This is a genomic window from Streptococcus oralis (genome assembly GCF_026782345.1).
Taxonomy (GTDB): Bacteria; Bacillota; Bacilli; order Lactobacillales; family Streptococcaceae; genus Streptococcus; species Streptococcus oralis_CK.
This window is the reverse complement of record NZ_JAKUWI010000005.1, coordinates 14,029-32,523: the sequence shown is the minus strand read 5'-3', so window position 1 is coordinate 32,523 and position 18,495 is coordinate 14,029. Positions and strand designations below refer to the sequence as shown.

Annotated in this window: 17 protein-coding genes; 3 read left to right on the top strand and 14 right to left on the bottom strand. The window is 41.8% G+C overall.

Annotated elements, in window-relative coordinates:
- Positions 1–14: 14 nt before the first annotated feature.
- The 6 genes from nusA to MK405_RS09000 form a co-directional block, all read right to left on the bottom strand.
- Positions 15–1,151, bottom strand: coding sequence for a transcription termination factor NusA (gene nusA, locus MK405_RS09025; RefSeq protein ID WP_268704843.1), 1,137 nt, complete (start codon positions 1,149–1,151; stop codon positions 15–17).
- 42 nt (positions 1,152–1,193) lie between these two features.
- Complete coding sequence (rimP, locus tag MK405_RS09020; RefSeq protein WP_268704861.1) at positions 1,194–1,673, bottom strand: ribosome maturation factor RimP; 480 nt, start codon at positions 1,671–1,673, stop codon at positions 1,194–1,196.
- 126 nt (positions 1,674–1,799) lie between these two features.
- Positions 1,800–2,435, bottom strand: a complete 636-nt coding sequence (gene trmB, locus MK405_RS09015; RefSeq protein ID WP_268704842.1) for a tRNA (guanosine(46)-N7)-methyltransferase TrmB — start codon at positions 2,433–2,435, stop codon at positions 1,800–1,802.
- Entirely contained in the window at positions 2,432–3,226 is a 795-nt protein-coding gene (gene ccrZ, locus MK405_RS09010) for a cell cycle regulator CcrZ (protein ID WP_221161125.1), read from the bottom strand. The genes trmB and ccrZ overlap by 4 nt, the downstream gene beginning before the upstream one ends.
- Before the next feature lie 47 nt (positions 3,227–3,273).
- Entirely contained in the window at positions 3,274–4,323 is a 1,050-nt protein-coding gene (locus MK405_RS09005; RefSeq protein ID WP_268704841.1) for an ABC transporter permease, read from the bottom strand.
- Positions 4,320–5,051, bottom strand: a complete 732-nt coding sequence (locus tag MK405_RS09000) for an ABC transporter ATP-binding protein (RefSeq protein ID WP_268704840.1) — start codon at positions 5,049–5,051, stop codon at positions 4,320–4,322. Before MK405_RS09000 ends, MK405_RS09005 begins: the two co-directional genes overlap by 4 nt.
- A gap of 67 nt (positions 5,052–5,118) precedes the next feature.
- Here MK405_RS09000 and MK405_RS08995 point away from each other — a divergent pair, with 67 nt between their 5' ends.
- The 3 genes from MK405_RS08995 to MK405_RS08985 all read left to right on the top strand — a co-directional run bounded on the left by MK405_RS08995 (position 5,119) and on the right by MK405_RS08985 (position 6,547).
- Complete coding sequence (locus MK405_RS08995; RefSeq protein ID WP_125384974.1) at positions 5,119–5,529, top strand: HIT family protein; 411 nt, start codon at positions 5,119–5,121, stop codon at positions 5,527–5,529.
- A 9-nt stretch (positions 5,530–5,538) separates the two neighbouring features.
- Positions 5,539–5,826 carry a hypothetical protein gene (locus MK405_RS08990; RefSeq protein ID WP_268704839.1) on the top strand — a complete coding sequence of 96 codons (288 nt, stop codon included), beginning with the start codon at positions 5,539–5,541 and terminating at the stop codon, positions 5,824–5,826.
- Positions 5,827–5,893: 67 nt separating this feature from the next.
- Positions 5,894–6,547: a hypothetical protein gene (locus tag MK405_RS08985; RefSeq protein ID WP_268704838.1), complete on the top strand. Its 654-nt coding sequence runs from the start codon at positions 5,894–5,896 to the stop codon at positions 6,545–6,547.
- A 78-nt stretch (positions 6,548–6,625) separates the two neighbouring features.
- On the opposite strand, the gene dnaJ is transcribed toward MK405_RS08985, so the two are convergent.
- The 8 genes from dnaJ to MK405_RS08945 all read right to left on the bottom strand — a co-directional run bounded on the left by dnaJ (position 6,626) and on the right by MK405_RS08945 (position 18,163).
- A complete protein-coding gene (dnaJ, locus tag MK405_RS08980) occupies positions 6,626–7,762 on the bottom strand; it encodes a molecular chaperone DnaJ (protein ID WP_001066316.1) in 1,137 nt (378 codons plus the stop codon).
- A 539-nt stretch (positions 7,763–8,301) separates the two neighbouring features.
- Positions 8,302–10,125: a molecular chaperone DnaK gene (dnaK, locus tag MK405_RS08975; RefSeq protein WP_268704837.1), complete on the bottom strand. Its 1,824-nt coding sequence runs from the start codon at positions 10,123–10,125 to the stop codon at positions 8,302–8,304.
- Positions 10,126–10,488: 363 nt separating this feature from the next.
- The gene (gene grpE / locus MK405_RS08970; protein WP_268704836.1) at positions 10,489–11,004 is read right to left on the bottom strand and encodes a nucleotide exchange factor GrpE; all 516 of its coding nucleotides are present in this window, start codon (positions 11,002–11,004) and stop codon (positions 10,489–10,491) included.
- 26 nt (positions 11,005–11,030) lie between these two features.
- On the bottom strand, positions 11,031–12,065 hold the full coding sequence (gene hrcA / locus MK405_RS08965; protein WP_268704835.1) for a heat-inducible transcriptional repressor HrcA: 1,035 nt from the start codon (positions 12,063–12,065) through the stop codon (positions 11,031–11,033).
- Positions 12,066–12,225: 160 nt separating this feature from the next.
- Positions 12,226–12,738, bottom strand: coding sequence for a DUF2812 domain-containing protein (locus MK405_RS08960; protein ID WP_268704834.1), 513 nt, complete (start codon positions 12,736–12,738; stop codon positions 12,226–12,228).
- Positions 12,739–12,772: 34 nt separating this feature from the next.
- Positions 12,773–13,348, bottom strand: a complete 576-nt coding sequence (locus MK405_RS08955) for a DUF2812 domain-containing protein (protein WP_268704833.1) — start codon at positions 13,346–13,348, stop codon at positions 12,773–12,775.
- A complete protein-coding gene (locus tag MK405_RS08950; protein WP_000423981.1) occupies positions 13,348–13,668 on the bottom strand; it encodes a PadR family transcriptional regulator in 321 nt (106 codons plus the stop codon). The genes MK405_RS08955 and MK405_RS08950 overlap by 1 nt, the downstream gene beginning before the upstream one ends.
- A gap of 157 nt (positions 13,669–13,825) precedes the next feature.
- Positions 13,826–18,163, bottom strand: a complete 4,338-nt coding sequence (locus tag MK405_RS08945; protein WP_268704832.1) for an LPXTG-anchored SHIRT domain periscope protein — start codon at positions 18,161–18,163, stop codon at positions 13,826–13,828.
- Positions 18,164–18,495 lie beyond the last annotated feature (332 nt).

Below are 18,495 nucleotides of genomic sequence, written 5' to 3'. Positions count from 1 at the left end.
TCCTCTAGCAGCTTTTATTCTTCGATCAATTCATCCGCAGCTGCGTAATCCACTTGACCTGCTTCTTCCATAGCTTCAAACTCGCTGGCAGACTTGATATCGATACGGTAACCTGTCAAATGAGCTGCCAAGCGAACGTTTTGTCCACGACGACCGATGGCAAGAGAAAGCTTGTTATCAGGTACAACGACCAAGGCACGTTTGCTGTCGTTTTCATCAAAGATAACTTGGTCAACCTCTGCAGGTGCGATAGCATTGTAAATAAACTCAGCTGGATCTGCTACCCACTCGATAACGTCGATGTTTTCTTCGACAGGAATCATACGATCACTCTTGGCATCGTAACGAGCAGGGTGGAATTTGCTGGTGATTTTCTTGATATTAGCACCACCACGTCCAACGATTGTCCCGATAGCGTCCACGTTTGGATTGCGGCTACGAACGGCAACTTTCGTACGGTCACCAGCTTCGCGGGCTACGCTCATGATTTCAACAGTTCCATCGTAAACTTCTGGAATTTCTTGCTCCATCAAGCGTTTGATCATTTCTGGATGGCTACGGCTAACAAAGACGTTGACACCACGAGGGTTGTCTTCAACTTTATAAACGTAAACCTCAATACGGTCGTGGGAAGCAAAAACTTCTCCAGGGATTTGGTCTTGTTTGGACAATTGAGCTTCGATGCTACCAAGGTTAACATAAATGAAACGGTTGTCGAAACGTTCTACTGTACCTGACATGATTTCTTGTTCATGTTCTTTATAAGTATTGTAGGTGATGGCACGTGTTTGCTTGCGCATTTTTTCCATGATGGTTTGTTTGGCAGATTGGGCTGCTACACGACCAAACTCAGCAGGTGCTTCTTCAAACTTGATTTTGTCACCAAGCTCATAGGCTGAATTAATGGCAAGAGCATCTTTCAAGCTGATCTCCAAACGGCTATCAAATACTTCATCAACAACTTCACGGACAGTATAGACTGTAAAGTCACCTGTCTTTTCATTGAAGTCAATGGCTACACTGTCAGATTGACCATAGCGTCTGCGATAAGCGGAACGAAGTGACTCTACTACTGCGTCGATGATGTCTTCTTTTTTGATTCCCTTGTCTTCTTCCAAAATGCGGAAGGCCTCTAGCATTTCTTTACTCATGTTCTTTTTACTTTTGAATCCTCAAAAGCTATCCTTTCTTTTCTATAGTTTTACTGCTAAACGTGCTTTTGATACTAAACTGTATGGAATTTGGACGGTTTTCTTACGTGTCTTGTCCATATACTCCATAGTCAACTCATCCCCTTCAAAGGACACCAAAGTTCCTTCAAAGACTTTTTGCTTATCGATGACCTGGTAGAGCCCGACATGGATGTATTTTCCAACAGCTCCAGCGACAGCATCCTTGGTTTTCAAAGGACGTTCCAAGCCTGGACTGGTGATTTCTAGGAAATATTGTTCTGGGAAGGGATCGGGCTTGATGGTGTCTAGGACAGGACTGATGATTTCTGTCAAGTCTGCCGTGTCGTTCAAGGTAATTCCTTCAGGTTTATCTACAAAAATACTGAGAATCATGTCACTGCCAATCTTTCCGTACTCAATATCCACGAGTTCGAAAGGTGCTTGGATGACAGGTTCTACAACTTCTCTGACTAATTCTACGATTGTTGCGATTGCGTCCACCTCCTCATAAGCAAGAGGCGAAGATATTTCCCCGCCTCTCTTTCTCATATTCTTACTATCAGTATAGCACGTTTGTCAATTTATGTAAAGTATAAGCACTCAAACGGCTGTTTTTTAAGCTGTTTCTTAAAATTCGGCCTCAACTCGGTAGATCACTTGACCCTTGTTGGAGAATTTTTGCTCATATTCCGTCATGACATTGCCTTCAAAATCACTGGCATGCAAGTCCAGCCAGACACCATTGAGTTTCATCCCATACTGAGAAAAGCTCACTAGACTATACTCAAATAAGCCACGGTTATCTGTCTTGAAATGGATTTCCCCATTCTCAGGCAAGATGCGTTTGAAGGTATCCAAGAAACTCTTGTAAGTCAAACGACGTTTTTCATGGCGTTTTTTAGGCCAGGGATCTGAAAAGTTTAGGTAGAGACGATCAATCTCACCGTCTTCAAAGTAGTCAGTCAAATCTGAACCATCTACCCACAGCAATTTGATATTGGGCACTCCAACTTCAAGCACCTTGTCCAAGGCATAACTCAATACCGACTTTTGGATGTCAATCCCGATGTAGTTGATGTCAGGATTTTGCTTGGCCATCCCGGATACGAAGGCCCCTTTCCCACTTCCAACTTCCACATGAATAGGATGATCATTTCCAAACAAGTCTCGCCATTTCCCTTTTGCTTCTAAGGGATTGAGGACCACATACTGGGGATTTGCCTCTAGTAATTCCGTCGCCTCTTTACGATTTCTAACTCTCATCTTTTCTTTCCATACTTGTCACGGAAGACGCGCAAGGCGTAAATCTCCCGGTTTACATTGTCTAAATCTTGATTTTCACAGTATTTGGCAATCTGGTTCAAGTAAGAATACTGACCATACCAATACAATTTATCTAACACTGTCTGATTGTACTTATAGCCGTAGTCTCTCAACCATTGGCGCCACTGATGATCTGGAATGTAGTGGCATAGCAAATGCGCCACATCAAACATACGATCCGTCAGACGAACCGAATCCCAATCCACTAGATAAACGAGTCCACTCTCTGTCTCAATCCAATTACTATGACGAAGATCCCCATGCACAATCGTTGCATGGTCTTCCCTAAAACCTGGAACCGTCTTACCTAGCTCAGCAATCACACTGTTCAAATAGTGATTCTGCTTCAAGATTTCTGGAACCCCTTGTTGCCAAGAACGTAGCAAATCAACTGGTGTTTCCATGGTATATCCCAAACGGCTCAACTGCTTCATCAAAGGACGCGAGCGGTGGAGACGGTTCAAGATATTGATAATCTGCTTGCGATTCATGTCGTAAGGGGTCAAGATTTTGCCCGTCAGCCATTCCTGAGCACACATATCACTGCCATCTGGCAAACGACGAGTCCATAGTAATTGAGGAGCGATTTGTTCTCTGGCCAGGCCAGGTAGGATTGGAGAGGTGTTCATTTTTACAAAGACGCGCTTCCCATCAGGGTAGCTTCCCATATAAGCTTTGCCGCTCTTTCCAGGGATAGGGGTCAGCGTTAGCTCATTATCACCCAAGTCCATTTCTTTCCTCCGTATAAAGTTTCCTTACTATTCTACTAGTTTTTGGTCTATTCGTCAACCAATCTTTTTAGTTGGTAAGGTAAATAAAACAATTGTAGGAAGAGACTAGCCCCTACAAGAGCCAACAAGGCTATTTTCTCTTGAAAAACCACTGCTCCGACCAGCAATTCCAGCAAAAGAACTGCACTTCCCACACCAAGCACAATCTGTTTCAATCCCTTCTCTTTCTCCCCTTTTTCTAGTGGAAAGAGCTGGGTCAAATACTGATAGTCAAAAGCATGATAGAGGGCCAGTAACTGAAAGAGCAAGAGGTAGTTAAAGAGAACTACCACTGCTGTCGCAATCCATGACTGCTTGATAAAAATCACAGCTAACAAGGATAGGAACAAGAGGCGCAAACTAAGGGCAAAGAGGTCTCCATTTCGCAGATAAGAACGAAGATAGAGGTTTTGCCAGATCTTCCCTGGAACCTTTTGAACAGTCTTTAAGATAAAATCCAGATAAGAGCGACGTTTGATACTATTTGAAACGCCCTTGACCTGAGTAAAGAGAGCAAAGAAACGAAGCAAAACTTGCTTGCGTTTGCTTTCTTGGGCAATCACATAGTCCCAGTCGATTCCAGTCTCAGCAAGAAATTTACTGGCTTTTTGGCGAAAGAGGAGATATTTCCCAGCTCCCAATAAAAGCACATAGATGAGAAAGACTGGCAAGCCATAACCCATAGCTAAAAATAAGGGCGCAAATAAAAGCAAGAAAAGGGTTTGGACAAAGAGCCAAAAGACCAGTGAGCGCACCGTCTGATCTTCGAGGTGAGACTTAACCTCCTCTTCACTGACTAAGAGAAAGAGTTTATCCGGTCCTTCCATGTAGGTCGCGATTCCTCCCCAAGCTAAAAGCAAGGCAGAGACAATCCCCAAAAACAAGAGGATAGGCCAATGATTTTCAGGAAAATCTTGCAGGAGTTGACTGTACTGGTAAGCTAGAAAACCGATGAGAACTAGCAGGAACAAGACAAAATGGTCATTTAGAACATAGCGCAGATAACCGACACATTCCTTACGAAAAGCCTGCTTTCGCTTTAAAAACAAGTCTTTCATAGCTCCTCCTCTTTGGTCAGAGCCAAGTAAATATCATTCAAACTCGCTTCAGGCATGTCAAAGGCTTCGCGGAGTTGCTGGAGGTTCCCCTGAGCCCGCACCTCTCCCTTGTGGAGAATGACAAAGGCATCACACATCTTTTCTGCTGAGTCTAGTACGTGGGTACTCATGAGAATGGACTTACCTTTTTGCTTTTCTACTTCTAGAAGCTGAATCAAATCAGAAATAGCCAGCGGATCGAGCCCAAGGAAAGGCTCATCAACGATGAAAAGACTCGGATCTACCACAAATGCACAGATAATCATGACCTTCTGCTTCATCCCTTTTGAGAAATGAACTGGGAACCAGTCTAATTTTTGATCCAAACGAAACTTTTTTAACAAAGGTTCCACACGATCAAAAGCTATATTCTGCTCAATACCATAGGCCATGGCAACCGTCTCGATATGCTCCCTGAGGGTCAATTCCTCGTACAAGCTAGGCGTTTCAGGAATATAGCCAATCTGCTTGCGATAGCTGGTCGCATCTTCTCGCAGGATTAGACCGTTAATCTTGATTTCCCCACTGTAAGGTGTCAACAGACCGATTATCTCATTGATAGTCGTTGATTTCCCAGCACCGTTGAGACCAATCAAACCGACCAACTGCCCACTTTCAACGGTAAAGGACACATCTTTCAAGACAGGAACGTGAACATAGCCTCCTGTCAGGTTTTTAATTTCTAACATATTTTCTCCGAATCTGGTATAATGTAGCTATATTATATCAAAATTCAATACAGTAGAGGTGGATTTTATGTCAGATTGCATTTTTTGTAAGATCATCGCAGGGGAAATTCCTGCTTCAAAAGTATACGAAGATGAGCAGGTTCTTGCCTTTCTTGATATCTCTCAAGTAACGCCTGGGCACACCCTCATTGTACCCAAAGAGCACTATCGCAATCTTTTAGAGATGGACGCTACCAGCGCCAGCCAACTCTTTGCCCAAGTACCAACAGTGGCTCAAAAAGTCATGAAGGCTACCAAGGCTGTTGGCATGAATATCATTGCCAACTGCGAGGAAATCGCTGGTCAAACGGTCTTTCATACCCATGTACACCTCGTACCTCGCTACGGTGCAGAAGATGACCTCAAGATTGACTTTATCGCCCACGAACCTGACTTTGACAAACTTGCCCAAGTCGCTGAAACCATTAAAAACGCTTAAGGAGATGCCATGAAACTATCAAATCTACTGCTATTCGCAGGAGCTGCTGCTGGAAGTTATTTTGTCGTAAAAAATCGCCAAGCCATTCAGGATGAAGTGCTAGATACAACTGACCGCGTCCAAGCTATCAAGGATGATTTGGATATCATCCAAAACAGCCTACAAATCATCGACAAACAAAAAGCCCTTATCAAGGAATACCAAAAAGATTTAACCTATAAATTTAAAGTCTTGGAAAAAGATTTCCAAACCAGACTAGCTGTGATAAAAGAAACACAGGAGCTTGAGGATAAGTAAAAAGAGCCAACAACTTTCCTTAAATCCATTTTAGGTTGTCAAGTCCAAACAAAGAAGAGGAATGAAAATGAAACAGTTTGTAAAAGTTCTAGCGAAGGTCATCGCGATCCCTTGCGGCTGTCTCTGCCTGCTAGCAGCCCTAGCATTTCTACTAGTGATGAATCTTTTCAAGGCCTCACCGAGTGACATCCGAAATGGGAATGAAACCTTAAAACAAATCTTTATCTCCCTTGATCTCCCTCCTGAGAAGGTCGAATCAGATGGACACTATCAATACGAGGGAGGGGGCTTAAATTTTTATGTTACTTTTTCAGAAGAAGTTGTCAATAGCCACCCCGTCCTAAAAGAAAGTCCAAAACTCACTAAAAACCGACTGAAAGTCTATGTCCTCCAGACAAGAGATATTTCCTACTATAAAGTAGGAGACAACTTATTCAATCGTGGTTTAATACAATTTTTAGGGGAGGAGGGCGAGAAGTATTTCCAAGAAAAAGGAAAGAAATCAAATTCTTCTTACACAATTCTAGCTTGGAAGGATTTGAAAAGTCTCAAAAAGGGAATCGTATTCTATGAAAAAGCCTTGACCTTGGTAGATATTCAGGATAATTCGGCGATTAACCACATTGATACCGTCACCGTGAAAACTGGTAAAGAAGCAGAACTCAAACAACTCATCCAGGAGATGGATGCAGCTGGCTTGCTCACTCAAAAGTATAGATAGTAGGCTAACTGGAAAATGATTTTTCGATACTAAATTTCCCAAAATTATACAAAAAAGAGCCTTGAAGCTCTTTTTACTTTATTCTCCTTCAAAGGCATCTTTAATATGGTCAAAGAAGCCTTTTTTCTTTGGATTGACTTTCAAGTCACCTGCAGCTGCGAATTCTTTAAGCGCTGCTTTTTGGCGGTCGTTCAAACCTGTCGGAGTCACGACATTGACAGTAACGTATTGGTCACCAACAGCACCGCCACGAAGACTCGGTGCTCCCTTACCACGTAGGCGGAATTTCTTGCCAGTCTGAGTTCCTTCTGGGATGACCAATTCAACATCTCCATGCACGGTTGGAATTTCCACAGTATCACCAAGGGCTGCTTGGACAAAGTTGAGGTTCAGATTGTAGAAGATAGTCGTTCCTTCACGTTCAAACTTATCACTAGCTTCTACTGAAACCACCACATACAAGTCACCATAAGGTCCACCGTTAAAGCCTGCTTCACCTTGACCCGCTAGGCGGATTTGTTGGCCTGTTTCCACACCAGCAGGGATCTTCACATGTACGCTATGAGCTTGTTTTTCATGACCTGTTCCGTGACAAGTTGTACATGGATCTTTGATTTCTTTTCCGCGACCATGACAGACATCACAGGTTACTTGGCGACGCATCATACCAAGCGGAGTCTGCGTATCGACGTTAATAACACCAGCGCCATGACAGCGTCCACAAGTGACTGGACTTGTCCCTGGCTTAGCACCAGATCCATTACATGTACGACAGCTAGCTTCACGATTGTATTTAACTTCCTTTTCTGTTCCGAAGATAGCTTCTTCAAAGGTCAAGTTCACACGATACTGGAGGTCATCCCCTTGACGAGGAGCATTTGGATTGCGCGAAGCTCCGCCTCCACCGAAGAAACTTGAGAAAATATCCTCAAAACCACCGAAGCCACCTGCTCCGTCAAAGCCACCAAAACCACCGGCACCACCAAAGCCACCGTTGGCACCTGCAGCACCATATTGGTCGTAGGCTGCACGTTTTTGGTCGTCACTCAAAGTCTCATAGGCTTCTTGAACTTCCTTATATTTTTCCTCAGCACCAGGCTCCTTGTTGATATCTGGGTGGTATTTTTTGGAAAGCTTACGATAAGCCTTTTTGATTTCGTCTGCCGAAGCGTTTTTTGACACCCCCAGACGATCATAAAATTCAGTATTGTTCATACAAGATACTAAGAGCGAACAGAAAGCGACTGAAATTTAGGAAACCGACAATAAATCCTGATTTCTTAGGAGGTTTATCTAATTTCCAAGCTTTCCGCTCGAGTTCAATTACGAACACCCTTATTCCTTTCTGTTAATATTGCGGAACAAAACCTCAATCTAGGTCGGGTTCTATTCCTTTCTTTTATATTGATGATAAAAACTCAAATAAATTAGGTTTTGCCCCTTTTTACCGAAAAACAGAGGCTGGGTTGCAACCTCTGGGTTTCTTCTTATACTTACTAGTTCGAGTTTTAAAAATCAAACTAGTAATGCTTAACTGAGTTTCCGCTAAAAACTTCGGAAAAAAGATAAGCCATCTTTTGTGCATCGCACAAGGCGATGGCTTCCTATTTTTCTTTCGTTTTCTTAACGCCTCAACATCTTACCGAATTGAGCACGCCCTAACCTCTTGGTGAAAAAGACAAATCTTCCTAGACACTAAAGTGTCTGCGTCAGATTTCCTATTTTCACTGTGAGGTTTTAACGGGCTTTGCATCTTATTTTTCAGTAAATTCTCCGTCTACGACGTCATCGCCTGCGTTTCCTGTTGCTTGTGCGCCTTCTGCTCCTGCTTGAGCTTGTTGGGCTGCAGCGGCTTGTTCGTAAAGTTTAACAGCAAGTCCTTGAGCTTTTTCGTTCAACGCTTCGAGTTTTGCTTTCATTTCGTCCAAGTTGTTATCTTCTTGGGCTTTCTTAAGTTCATCAAGGGCAGTTTGGGCAGCATCACGTTCTGCATCAAAGCCTTTTCCTTCAGTTTCCTTGATTGTCTTTTCAGTCGCGAAGATTGCTTGGTCTACTTCATTACGAAGGTCTACTTCTTCTTTACGTTTCTTATCGGCTTCAGCGTTTGCTTCAGCATCTTTCATCATGCGGTCGATTTCTTCGTCTGTCAAACCAGAGTTAGATTGGATGACTATTGTTTGTTCTTTTTGAGTTCCAAGGTCTTTAGCCTTAACAGACACGATACCGTTCTTGTCGATGTCAAATGTTACTTCGATTTGTGGGATACCACGAGGAGCAGCTGGGATGTCTGTCAATTGGAAACGTCCAAGAGTCTTGTTATCTGCTGCCATTGGGCGTTCACCTTGAAGAACGTGGATATCAACGGCTGGTTGGTTGTCTGCTGCAGTTGAGAAGACTTGTGACTTAGATGTTGGAATAGTAGTGTTGCGATCGATAAGTTTTGTAAATACTCCACCCATTGTTTCGATACCGAGTGATAATGGCGTTACGTCAAGAAGGACAACGTCTTTAACATCACCAGTGATGACACCACCTTGGATAGCAGCACCCATGGCAACAACTTCGTCAGGGTTTACTGATTTGTTTGGTTCTTTACCGGTTTCAGCTTTTACAGCTTCTACAACGGCTGGGATACGAGTTGAACCACCAACAAGGATGACTTCATCGATTTCTGACAAGCTCAAACCTGCATCTGAAAGGGCTTGACGAACTGGAACTTTTGTACGTTCAACAAGATCACGAGTCAAATCGTCAAATTTCGCACGAGTCAAGGTCATTTCTAAGTGAAGAGGTCCAGATTCACCAGCAGTGATGAATGGCAAGCTGATTTGAGTTGAAGTTACACCAGAAAGGTCTTTCTTCGCTTTTTCAGCCGCATCTTTCAAACGTTGAAGAGCCATCTTGTCTGTTGATAAGTCAATACCATTTTCTTTCTTGAATTCTGCAATCATGTGATCGATGATTTTTTGGTCAAAGTCGTCACCACCGAGTTTGTTATCCCCTGCAGTCGCCAATACGTCGAAGACACCGTCACCCAATTCAAGGATAGATACGTCGAATGTACCACCACCAAGGTCAAATACCAAGATTTTTTCTTCTTTATCAGTCTTGTCCAAACCATAAGCAAGAGCTGCTGCAGTTGGTTCGTTGACAATACGTTCTACTTCAAGACCAGCGATTTTACCAGCATCTTTTGTTGCTTGACGTTGAGCATCGTTAAAGTAAGCTGGAACTGTGATAACTGCTTTAGTTACTTTTTCACCAAGGTAATCTTCAGCGTAACCTTTCAAGTATTGAAGAATCATAGCTGAGATTTCTTGTGGAGTGTATTCTTTTCCGTTAGCAGAAACTTTTTCAGAAGTACCCATCTTAGACTTGATAGAAATAACTGTATCTGGGTTTGTTACTGCTTGACGTTTCGCAGCATCACCAACGATAATTTCACCGTTTTTGAATGATACTACAGATGGAGTTGTACGGTTTCCTTCTGGGTTTGCGATGATTTTGCTTTCAGTTCCTTCAAGAACTGCAACTGCTGAATTTGTTGTACCTAAGTCAATACCAATAATTTTAGACATGTGTTTTTCTCCTTGTTGTTTTTTCTTCTTTTTTTGATATTCCCCTTAAGTGGTGGGGACGTGAGCAACTCCCTCTGGGATTTCATCACTTATTTTTGAGCCTATTGTCTCAAAAATCCCCTGTTTCAGTAGCAAAAGCTACTGAAACTTTCACCACGGCGGGCAATATCTTCCTTGCAAGCCTCTGGCTTGCTTTTTATCTTTCTTCATAGTTTATTGTCGTTTCGGACAAGTTTCCTATTATGTTATGACACGAGGAGTCGAAATCGATATTATTTCGACGACGAGTTAGTAAGGAGGCTAGGCAAACGCCATAGCGATTGCCGTTTTCTGACGAGTTGCTTTAGCTACCGTCAGAATTGCCTAGTTATACACTACTACCATGGCTGGGCGTAGGATGCGGTCATGGAGTTTGTAGCCTTTTTGGAAGACTTGTGCGATGGTATCTGCTGGGTGCTCATCGTCTGCTGGGAGAGTTTGGATGGCCATATGATAGTTATGGTCAAATTCGCCGTCAGCTACAATCTCTTCGATTCCTTCTTCTTTCAAAGCGTGAATCAAGCTCTCTTGCACCATCTCCAATCCTTTTTTCACATCATCTGTCAAACCTTCAACTGCTAGTGCACGTTCTAAGTTGTCGAGCGATGGTAAGATTGCTTTTGCTAGGTCCTGGCTACGGTAACGTTGCAAGTTTTGACGTTCTTCATTGGCACGGCGCTGGATATTTTGCATTTCCGCATGAGCACGAAGGTATTTGTTTTCGAACTCATCCGCACGTTCATTTGCCAAGTCCAACTCAGACTTCTCAGGAGTTGTTTCTTCAGTTGTTTCCACAACTTCCTCTTCTTTTATTTCTTCGTTTTTTTTATCTTGGGCCATTTTCGCCTCCTTTAATGATTTCAAAATTAATTTACTTCGTAATGATTACTGCTGAGGTAGCGATAAAAATCTGTCAATTTCATGGTCAAAACACGATTGACCACATTGACTTGGTTGACCAATCGCTGGTAATCCAGATTGACCGGACCGATAATCGCTAGAATTCCAAAACCTCGATAAGGAATGAGGAACTTGCTACTAATAACCGCTAGGTCTGCTAGACAGGACTCTTGACTGTCCGCAACACGGACATTTTGCATCTGATCTTCATGCAGACCTTCACGAATCTCCAAGGCTACCTTTTGTGGCTGATCAAAGAACTGATAGGCTGCCAGATTGGCAAAATTCAAGAGATTGACCTTGCCCGCCACCACAATGTTTTCGTTGAACATTTCCTTAAAGATGTGTTCAAAGAGATCCATAACATTGTCCGTTGTTGTGAAGTAACGCTGGATAATCTGCGGAATCTCCGTTCGAATCTTGTAGTGAATATCTAGAACTGTGTGACCGAGGAAACGTTCCTGAATGATGCTCTTCAGTTTCAGCAAATCTTCCTGCAAGAAGTTCCTTGGAATCAGAAATTGACTGGTAACCGTTCGCGACTCGTCTAGGGTGAATACTGCCAAGGCTGTATGTTGCCCTAGAACAACGATATCAAAAGCTGTCAACCGTTGCCTGCTCGGCTCAACATCCAGTGCCACTACCGTACAGGCACTCAAGTCTGTTAGTAGATTAGCAGCCTCTTGCAGAATATCCTCTAGCTTGAAGAATTCCTGATCAAAGGCTTTGACAATCTCATAAACCTCATTTTCAGCCAGTCGGTCAAAATCCAGTGAGTGTTTCACATAGTACTGAAAACCAGCAACACTTGGCATCCGACCGCTTGAAGTATGAGCTTTCTCAAGTAAACCCTGCTTCTCTAAAGCCGCCATGTCATTACGAATGGTAGCACTACTAGAGTTAATAGACTCTTGCAAGGCTTTGGATCCGACAGGTTCGTGCGTTTTGGTAAAGATGTCAATAATCAGATTTAAAATATCCTGCTGACGCTCTGTAACCATCTCATCACTCCTCTCTGTCTGATCAATTAGCACTCGACACACTCAAGTGCTAACTCATGATTCTATTATACACCCTTAGAAGAGAATGTCAAGACAAAAACTTAAAAAATTAGCACTCTTTTGTCAAGAGTGCTAAAAATCAGTCTAAAGACCTAGAATCTTACTTCTCATCTGCTTGGTATTTCCTTTTAAGTCTGAAAAAACCATGGATTAGATAAGAAATTAAGCAAGCGTATAAAACGAAAATAATAAAGAAAGACATAGAAAGATCTTCTCTAAATAAACTCATACAAACAACAAAACCACCTGAGAATGCGGCTGTACAGGAACGAAGTCTAGACCGCATAACTTCCCATCTAAGACACTTACTCATATAAACTTTCTCCTCTGAAAGTATATCAGAAGCTGGTTTACGAAGAATTGAACAAAAACCTGTTTCTATCAATTCCCAACCGCTATTTCTAAAATCTTGTAGTTCATGCTTATACTTTTTAAGAAATCTAGAATCATAGATACGGTAGATGACATCGTCAGGTTGGCATTGGCAAAAATAGAAAAAACCAAAACGACTCGTTCTATATCTCCAGCCTTTCAGATGCATCTCATGTAAATATTCTTCTTCCTTGTCAAAGTCTAAAATGGTAAACATTCGAAATTTTACTTTGCTATTCATTGTCTTACCTCCAGATTAGAAAACAGGTATTGCTTCATTTATCAGATAATTCTTTCCACTTTTGAAACAATCTCCAAAAAATATAAGAAATCTGAATCACAAGAGCAAACAATAAAACACAATCTATTATGACAATCAAACACACTTCCCAACTGAAATAACCTTTTCCAGTGAGTAACTTTGAGAAAACCAATAGCAGAGCTGAAAATAGAAGAAAAATAGGGAACACTCGCATTATTAAAATCCGCTTGACCATAGCTAACTTCCCGGTCGAGTCATTATAAATTTCAAACTCTGCATCCGACTCAATTCCAGCAAGAAACTTTCTAAAGTAGGAAAAACCATTAAAATCTGTAATATGCTCCCATCCACAATCTTTAAACAGTTGTAAATAGGAAGCTCTCTCTGACTTTTTCATAGGATAAAAATCCAACTGATAAGAGACTTGCTCCGGTTGACATTTTTCAAAACTATACTTAACTGCAACTAATAAGTAAGAATAACTCACTTTACTAAGCTTCCAACCCTCCGCATGCATTCTCCCTAGGAAAATCGCCTCCCTCTCATAATCCGCAATGGTAACAAGTCGATAAACACTTTTCTTTTCCATCATCCTTCCTCCCGACTATTTCTGTAGAGGCGTTCAATACGCTTCAATTCAATCTCCAAAACTTTTCGTCCCAAGTCTGTAATCTGATAGATTTTCCGTTTTTCCTCTTCTCGGACAAAGGAAATCAAACCATCCTTTTCCATCTTTGACAAGGTCCCATACATAGTTCCAGGACTAATCGAAACTTGCGAATCTGTCATCTCCTTGACCTTTTGTGTGATACCATATCCATGGTTCTCCTTCTGTAAACAAAACAAGATATAAAAACCTGTTTCAGTCATGGGAAGGTAAACACGCCTGATCTTATCTGTTAATTCCATTTAACCACACCTCCTATTTAATTCGATATATCGCACTTCGTTATATAAACTATATCACAGCTCGATATAAAATGCAAGAAAAAGAGAGAACGATTTCTCGTTCTCTCTTCTTAGACTCAGGAATTAAGAAGTCATTTTGTTATTTCCTAAGAGTAGCTTAGTCTTTCTTGCGAAGGATAAAAGCTGCTAGGCTTGCAAAAGCAAGACCGATGATTGAAAGAAGACCAGATACTGCTGAACCCGTGTTTGGTAACAAGTTCTGATTTTGACTACTTCTTTCTTCTGGTTGACTATTATTTCCAGAATCTTTAACTGGGGCCGGAGTGAATTCCCATGTGCCTACGAAGTGTACGTCTGCTCCATTGATGGTTTCGGATGTCTTATCATAGGACTTAAAGCTCCATGTGCCTTCTGCTGTCTTAACCTCTGTTTGACTTGGTTGCGTTGGCGTTGCTTGGCTGCCATCTTTCAAGTTTGTTTGGTCTGCTGGAAGTAAGGCTTTCACTTCTTGTGGAAGTTCTTTGCCTGGAGTTCCGCTAACAAACTCGTGAACTGCTTTATGAGTCACTGTTGGAACTGGAGTTGCTGTAAATTCCCATGTACCTATAAACTTAACATCTGATCCATTAATTGTTTCCGATGTCTTATCGTAGGACTTGAAGCTCCATGTGCCTTCTGCTGTCTTCACTTCTGTTTGACTTGGTTGCGTTGGCGTTGCTTGACTGCCATCTTTCAAGTTTGTTTGGTCTGCTGGAAGAAGGGCTTTCACTTCTTGTGGAAGTTCTTTACCTGGAGTTCCGCTGACAAACTCGTGAACTGCTTTATGAGTCACTGTTGGAACCAGGCTTGCTGTAAATTCCCATGTACCTACAAACTTAACATCCGCTCCATTGATGGTTTCTGAAGTCTTGTCGTAGGACTTGAAGCTCCATGTTCCTTCTGCGGTCTTCACTTCTGTTTGGCTTGGTTGTGTTGGAGTTACTTGGTTGCCATCTTTCAAGTCTATTTGGTCTGACGGAAGTAAGGATTTCACTTCTTGCGGAAGTTCTTTTCCTGGCGTTCCGCTGACAAACTCGTGAACTGCTTTATGAGTCACTGTTGGAGCTGGGGTGAATTCCCAAGTACCGATAAAGTGGGCATCCGCTCCATTGATGATTTCTGATGCCTTGTCATAGGACTTGAAGCTCCAGGTACCTTCTGCGGTCTTCACTTCTGTTTGGCTTGGTTGTGTTGGAGTTACTTGGTTGCCATCTTTCAAGTCTATTTGGTCTGACGGAAGTAAGGATTTCACTTCTTGCGGAAGTTCTTTTCCTGGCGTTCCACTTACAAACTCATGTGTTGCCTTGTAAGTTGGAGCTGGGGTGAATTCCCAAGTACCGATAAAGTGGGCATCCGCTCCATTGATGGTTTCGGATGCTTTGTCATAGGACTTGAAGCTCCATGTGCCTTCTGCCGTCTTCACTTCTGTTTGACTTGGTTGAGTCGGAGTCGCTTGACTACCATCTTTCAAATCTGTTTGGTCTGCTGGAAGCAAGTCTTTCACTTCTTGCGGAAGTTCTTTTCCTGGCGTTCCACTTACAAACTCATGTGTTGCCTTGTAAGTTGGAGCTGGGGTGAATTCCCAAGTACCGATAAAGTGGGCATCCGCTCCATTGATGGTTTCTGATTCCTTGTCATAGGACTTGAAGCTCCAAGTACCTTCTGCTGTCTTAACTTCTGTTTGACTTGGTTGAGTCGGAGTTGCTTGGCTGCCATCTTTCAAGTCTGTTTGGTCTGCTGGAAGTAGGGTTTTCACTTCTTGTGGAAGGTCTTTACCTGGAGTTCCGCTGACAAACTCATGTGTTGCCTTGTAAGTTGGAGCTGGGGTGAATTCCCAAGTACCGATAAAGTGGGCATCCGCTCCATTGATGGTTTCTGATGCCTTGTCATAGGACTTGAAGCTCCAAGTACCTTCTGCTGTCTTAACTTCTGTTTGACTTGGTTGAGTCGGAGTTGCTTGGCTGCCATCTTTCAAGTCTGTTTGGTCTGCTGGAAGTAGGGTTTTCACTTCTTGTGGAAGGTCTTTACCTGGAGTTCCGCTGACAAACTCGTGAGTTGCCTTATAGGTTGGCGCTGGAGTGAATTCCCATGTTCCTACGAAATGTGCATCTGATCCATTGATGGTTTCTGATGCTTTGTCATAGGACTTGAAGCTCCATGTACCTTCTGCTGTTTTCACTTCTGTTTGACTTGGTTGCGTTGGCGTTGCTTGACTGCCATCTTTCAAGTCTGTTTGATCTGCTGGAAGTAGGGTTTTCACTTCTTGTGGAAGTTCTTTATTTGGAGTTCCACTGACAAACTCATGTGTTGCCTTGTAAGTTGGAGCTGGGGTGAATTCCCAAGTACCGACGAAGTGGGCATCCGCTCCATTGATGGTTTCTGATGCTTTGTCATAGGACTTGAAGCTCCATGTGCCTTCCGTTGTCTTAACTTCTGTTTGACTTGGTTGCGTTGGCGTTGCTTGACTGCCATCTTTCAAGTCTGTTTGGTCTGCTGGAAGCAAGACTTTAACTTCTTGTGGAAGTTCTTTACCTGGAGTTCCGCTGACAAACTCGTGAGTTGCCTTATAGGTTGGCGCTGGGGTGAATTCCCAAGTACCTACGAAGTGTACGTCTGCTCCATTGATGGTTGCAGATGTCTTGTCATAGGACTTGAAGCTCCAAGTACCTTCCGTTGTCTTAACTTCTGTTTGACTTGGTTGCGTTGGTGTTGCTTGACTGCCATCTTTCAAGTCTGTTTGGTCTGCTGGAAGCAAGACTTTAACTTCTTGTGGAAGTTCTTTACCTGGAGTTCCGCTGACAAACTCGTGAGTTGCCTTATAGGTTGGCGCTGGGGTGAATTCCCAAGTACCTACGAAGTGTACGTCTGCTCCATTGATGGTTGCAGATGTCTTGTCATAGGACTTGAAGCTCCAAGTACCTTCCGTTGTCTTAACTTCCGTTTGACTTGGTTGTGTTGGCGTTACTTGACTGCCATTAGGTAAATCCTTTTCTGTTGCTGGAAGCAAGTCTTTCACTTCTTGTGGCAACTCTTTACCTGGAGTTCCACTGACAAATTCATGGTGTTTTTCGTAAAGAAGAGCAGTGCTCACCTGATTAGAAGGAGCTGATAAGTTATCAACATGCAAGGTTACAGTGTTGTTAATTTTTTCAGGTCCCTTTTCTTCCACTTTTTTGTTTGTAGCTGTTTTATAAGTGATAATAATCTCAGCGGCAGAATTTGATTTTATGTATTCAGGTGTCATTTTAACAGTAACTGTTTGACCTGACTTCTCAATCGTATAGTCACGTCCTTCTTGCAGAGTCACTCCACCTGATTCAACTTTAAGTTCTTTATAGTCCAAGCGATCATCAAAATTTTGAACCATTTCAATAGATGATGGAGCTGCTAAAAGGTCTTTACCTGGAACCGGAACTTTAAAAGTAGCCTTATAAGTTACATCCTGCCCCTCTTTAGCTGGAATCTCAGTAGGTTCTACCTCTAGGACTGGACTTGGGTCAATCTTTTCGACATAAAGCCCAAATACAGCCGAACAGGTTTCCGTTGATGAATAACCGAAATTCATGCTGTTACTATTTGATCGAAGAGCTAAACCCGAGATGTTATTTTCAGCATTACTACCATTTGTACTTTGTGTAGCAATCCATGAAGTATGATCACTTGTTTCTTCCTGGCGCAAGACATTGGCATTGTTCATTAATCGAAGGTTCACATCGTTCTTATAGTTTTTAACATAGAAGGTTTCCTTCAAATTGTTTGCATCAATTGCATCAATATCTGTTGGTTTCATGACCAATTTCAAGTCTGTTTCTGTCCCATCAGCATAGCGAATTTCGGCTGTAACATCAGCATCAATCCAAAACGCTTTATTCATGATGTAGTCATGATTCGCATCCACATAAGGAACATTCCCAATTTCAAAAGCATTACTTTCCCATAATTCAGAAATTGAGAAAAATTCGACAGTAGATTTTTGAGCACTATTCATTTCAGACTCTGCTTGAGCAGTATTTAGATAGTGAAGAGTGACCTTATTAAATTTTAAATAAGCATCTACTTGCTTTCCGTGAATGTTACCAATATTTGTGAATTTTAGAGATAAAGGATTTTCAAAAACTTGATCTTGTTTTTTACTTTTATCTACTTTGAGAGTAAAGTTTTCCATCTCACCTGGATAAGCACCCCCACTTAGATATTCATAATGGGGATTCGATAGATGAAACTGATCAACAGACTGTGATTTAGATAAAACACTAGCATTGTTAATATTTAAATTAAACTTACGAATATCCAAGGTAGAGATATCCGTTCCATTTTTAATCTCTTCTAAGGCAGCATAAGACTGAACCGGAAGAAGAAAAATAGAAAAAAGTAAAACGACTAGGCCGATATAAGCCTTTGTTTTTCTACCTAAATTAGTAGAAAACGGCACTTTCATGCCTCTTCTCCATTTCATAATTAACCTCCAAACTAAAAATGATTTGTATACAATCATTTTAAAAAGAAATGTTCACCTCATTCTAACACAAAAAGGGGACAATTAAAAGTAGATTATAGATAAAAATTTATTATTTTGTATTAGTATACTATCATCGTTTACAATATATCAACTTACATATTTAATATACTGTGAAACTTTAAAAAGAAACTTTTTGGTTTATTCATAAAAATAATTTTTTCTGCTAATCACTATGCGATATCTCAGCCTTCACCTAAATAAAAAAGAACTCAAGAAAAATCTTGAATTCTTTTAAAAATTAAGTCTGTAAGACCTTTCAGATGAAAGTT

What these genes read in the sequence shown, in the direction of transcription:
- ccrZ (WP_221161125.1), bottom strand. Translation starts at nt 3,226, where the DNA reads ATGGACTTGGGTGATAATGAGCTAACGCTGACCCCTATCCCTGGAAAG.
- grpE (WP_268704836.1), bottom strand. Translation starts at nt 11,004, where the DNA reads ATGGCCCAAGATAAAAAAAACGAAGAAATAAAAGAAGAGGAAGTTGTG.
- MK405_RS08955 (WP_268704833.1), bottom strand. Translation starts at nt 13,348, where the DNA reads ATGGAAAAGAAAAGTGTTTATCGACTTGTTACCATTGCGGATTATGAG.
- MK405_RS08960 (WP_268704834.1), bottom strand. Translation starts at nt 12,738, where the DNA reads ATGAATAGCAAAGTAAAATTTCGAATGTTTACCATTTTAGACTTTGAC.
- MK405_RS08995 (WP_125384974.1), top strand. Translation starts at nt 5,119, where the DNA reads ATGTCAGATTGCATTTTTTGTAAGATCATCGCAGGGGAAATTCCTGCT.
- MK405_RS08950 (WP_000423981.1), bottom strand. Translation starts at nt 13,668, where the DNA reads ATGGAATTAACAGATAAGATCAGGCGTGTTTACCTTCCCATGACTGAA.
- hrcA (WP_268704835.1), bottom strand. Translation starts at nt 12,065, where the DNA reads ATGGTTACAGAGCGTCAGCAGGATATTTTAAATCTGATTATTGACATC.
- dnaK (WP_268704837.1), bottom strand. Translation starts at nt 10,125, where the DNA reads ATGTCTAAAATTATTGGTATTGACTTAGGTACAACAAATTCAGCAGTT.
- MK405_RS09000 (WP_268704840.1), bottom strand. Translation starts at nt 5,051, where the DNA reads ATGTTAGAAATTAAAAACCTGACAGGAGGCTATGTTCACGTTCCTGTC.
- MK405_RS08990 (WP_268704839.1), top strand. Translation starts at nt 5,539, where the DNA reads ATGAAACTATCAAATCTACTGCTATTCGCAGGAGCTGCTGCTGGAAGT.
- dnaJ (WP_001066316.1), bottom strand. Translation starts at nt 7,762, where the DNA reads ATGAACAATACTGAATTTTATGATCGTCTGGGGGTGTCAAAAAACGCT.
- MK405_RS08945 (WP_268704832.1), bottom strand. Translation starts at nt 18,163, where the DNA reads ATGAAATGGAGAAGAGGCATGAAAGTGCCGTTTTCTACTAATTTAGGT.
- nusA (WP_268704843.1), bottom strand. Translation starts at nt 1,151, where the DNA reads ATGAGTAAAGAAATGCTAGAGGCCTTCCGCATTTTGGAAGAAGACAAG.
- MK405_RS08985 (WP_268704838.1), top strand. Translation starts at nt 5,894, where the DNA reads ATGAAACAGTTTGTAAAAGTTCTAGCGAAGGTCATCGCGATCCCTTGC.
- MK405_RS09005 (WP_268704841.1), bottom strand. Translation starts at nt 4,323, where the DNA reads ATGAAAGACTTGTTTTTAAAGCGAAAGCAGGCTTTTCGTAAGGAATGT.
- trmB (WP_268704842.1), bottom strand. Translation starts at nt 2,435, where the DNA reads ATGAGAGTTAGAAATCGTAAAGAGGCGACGGAATTACTAGAGGCAAAT.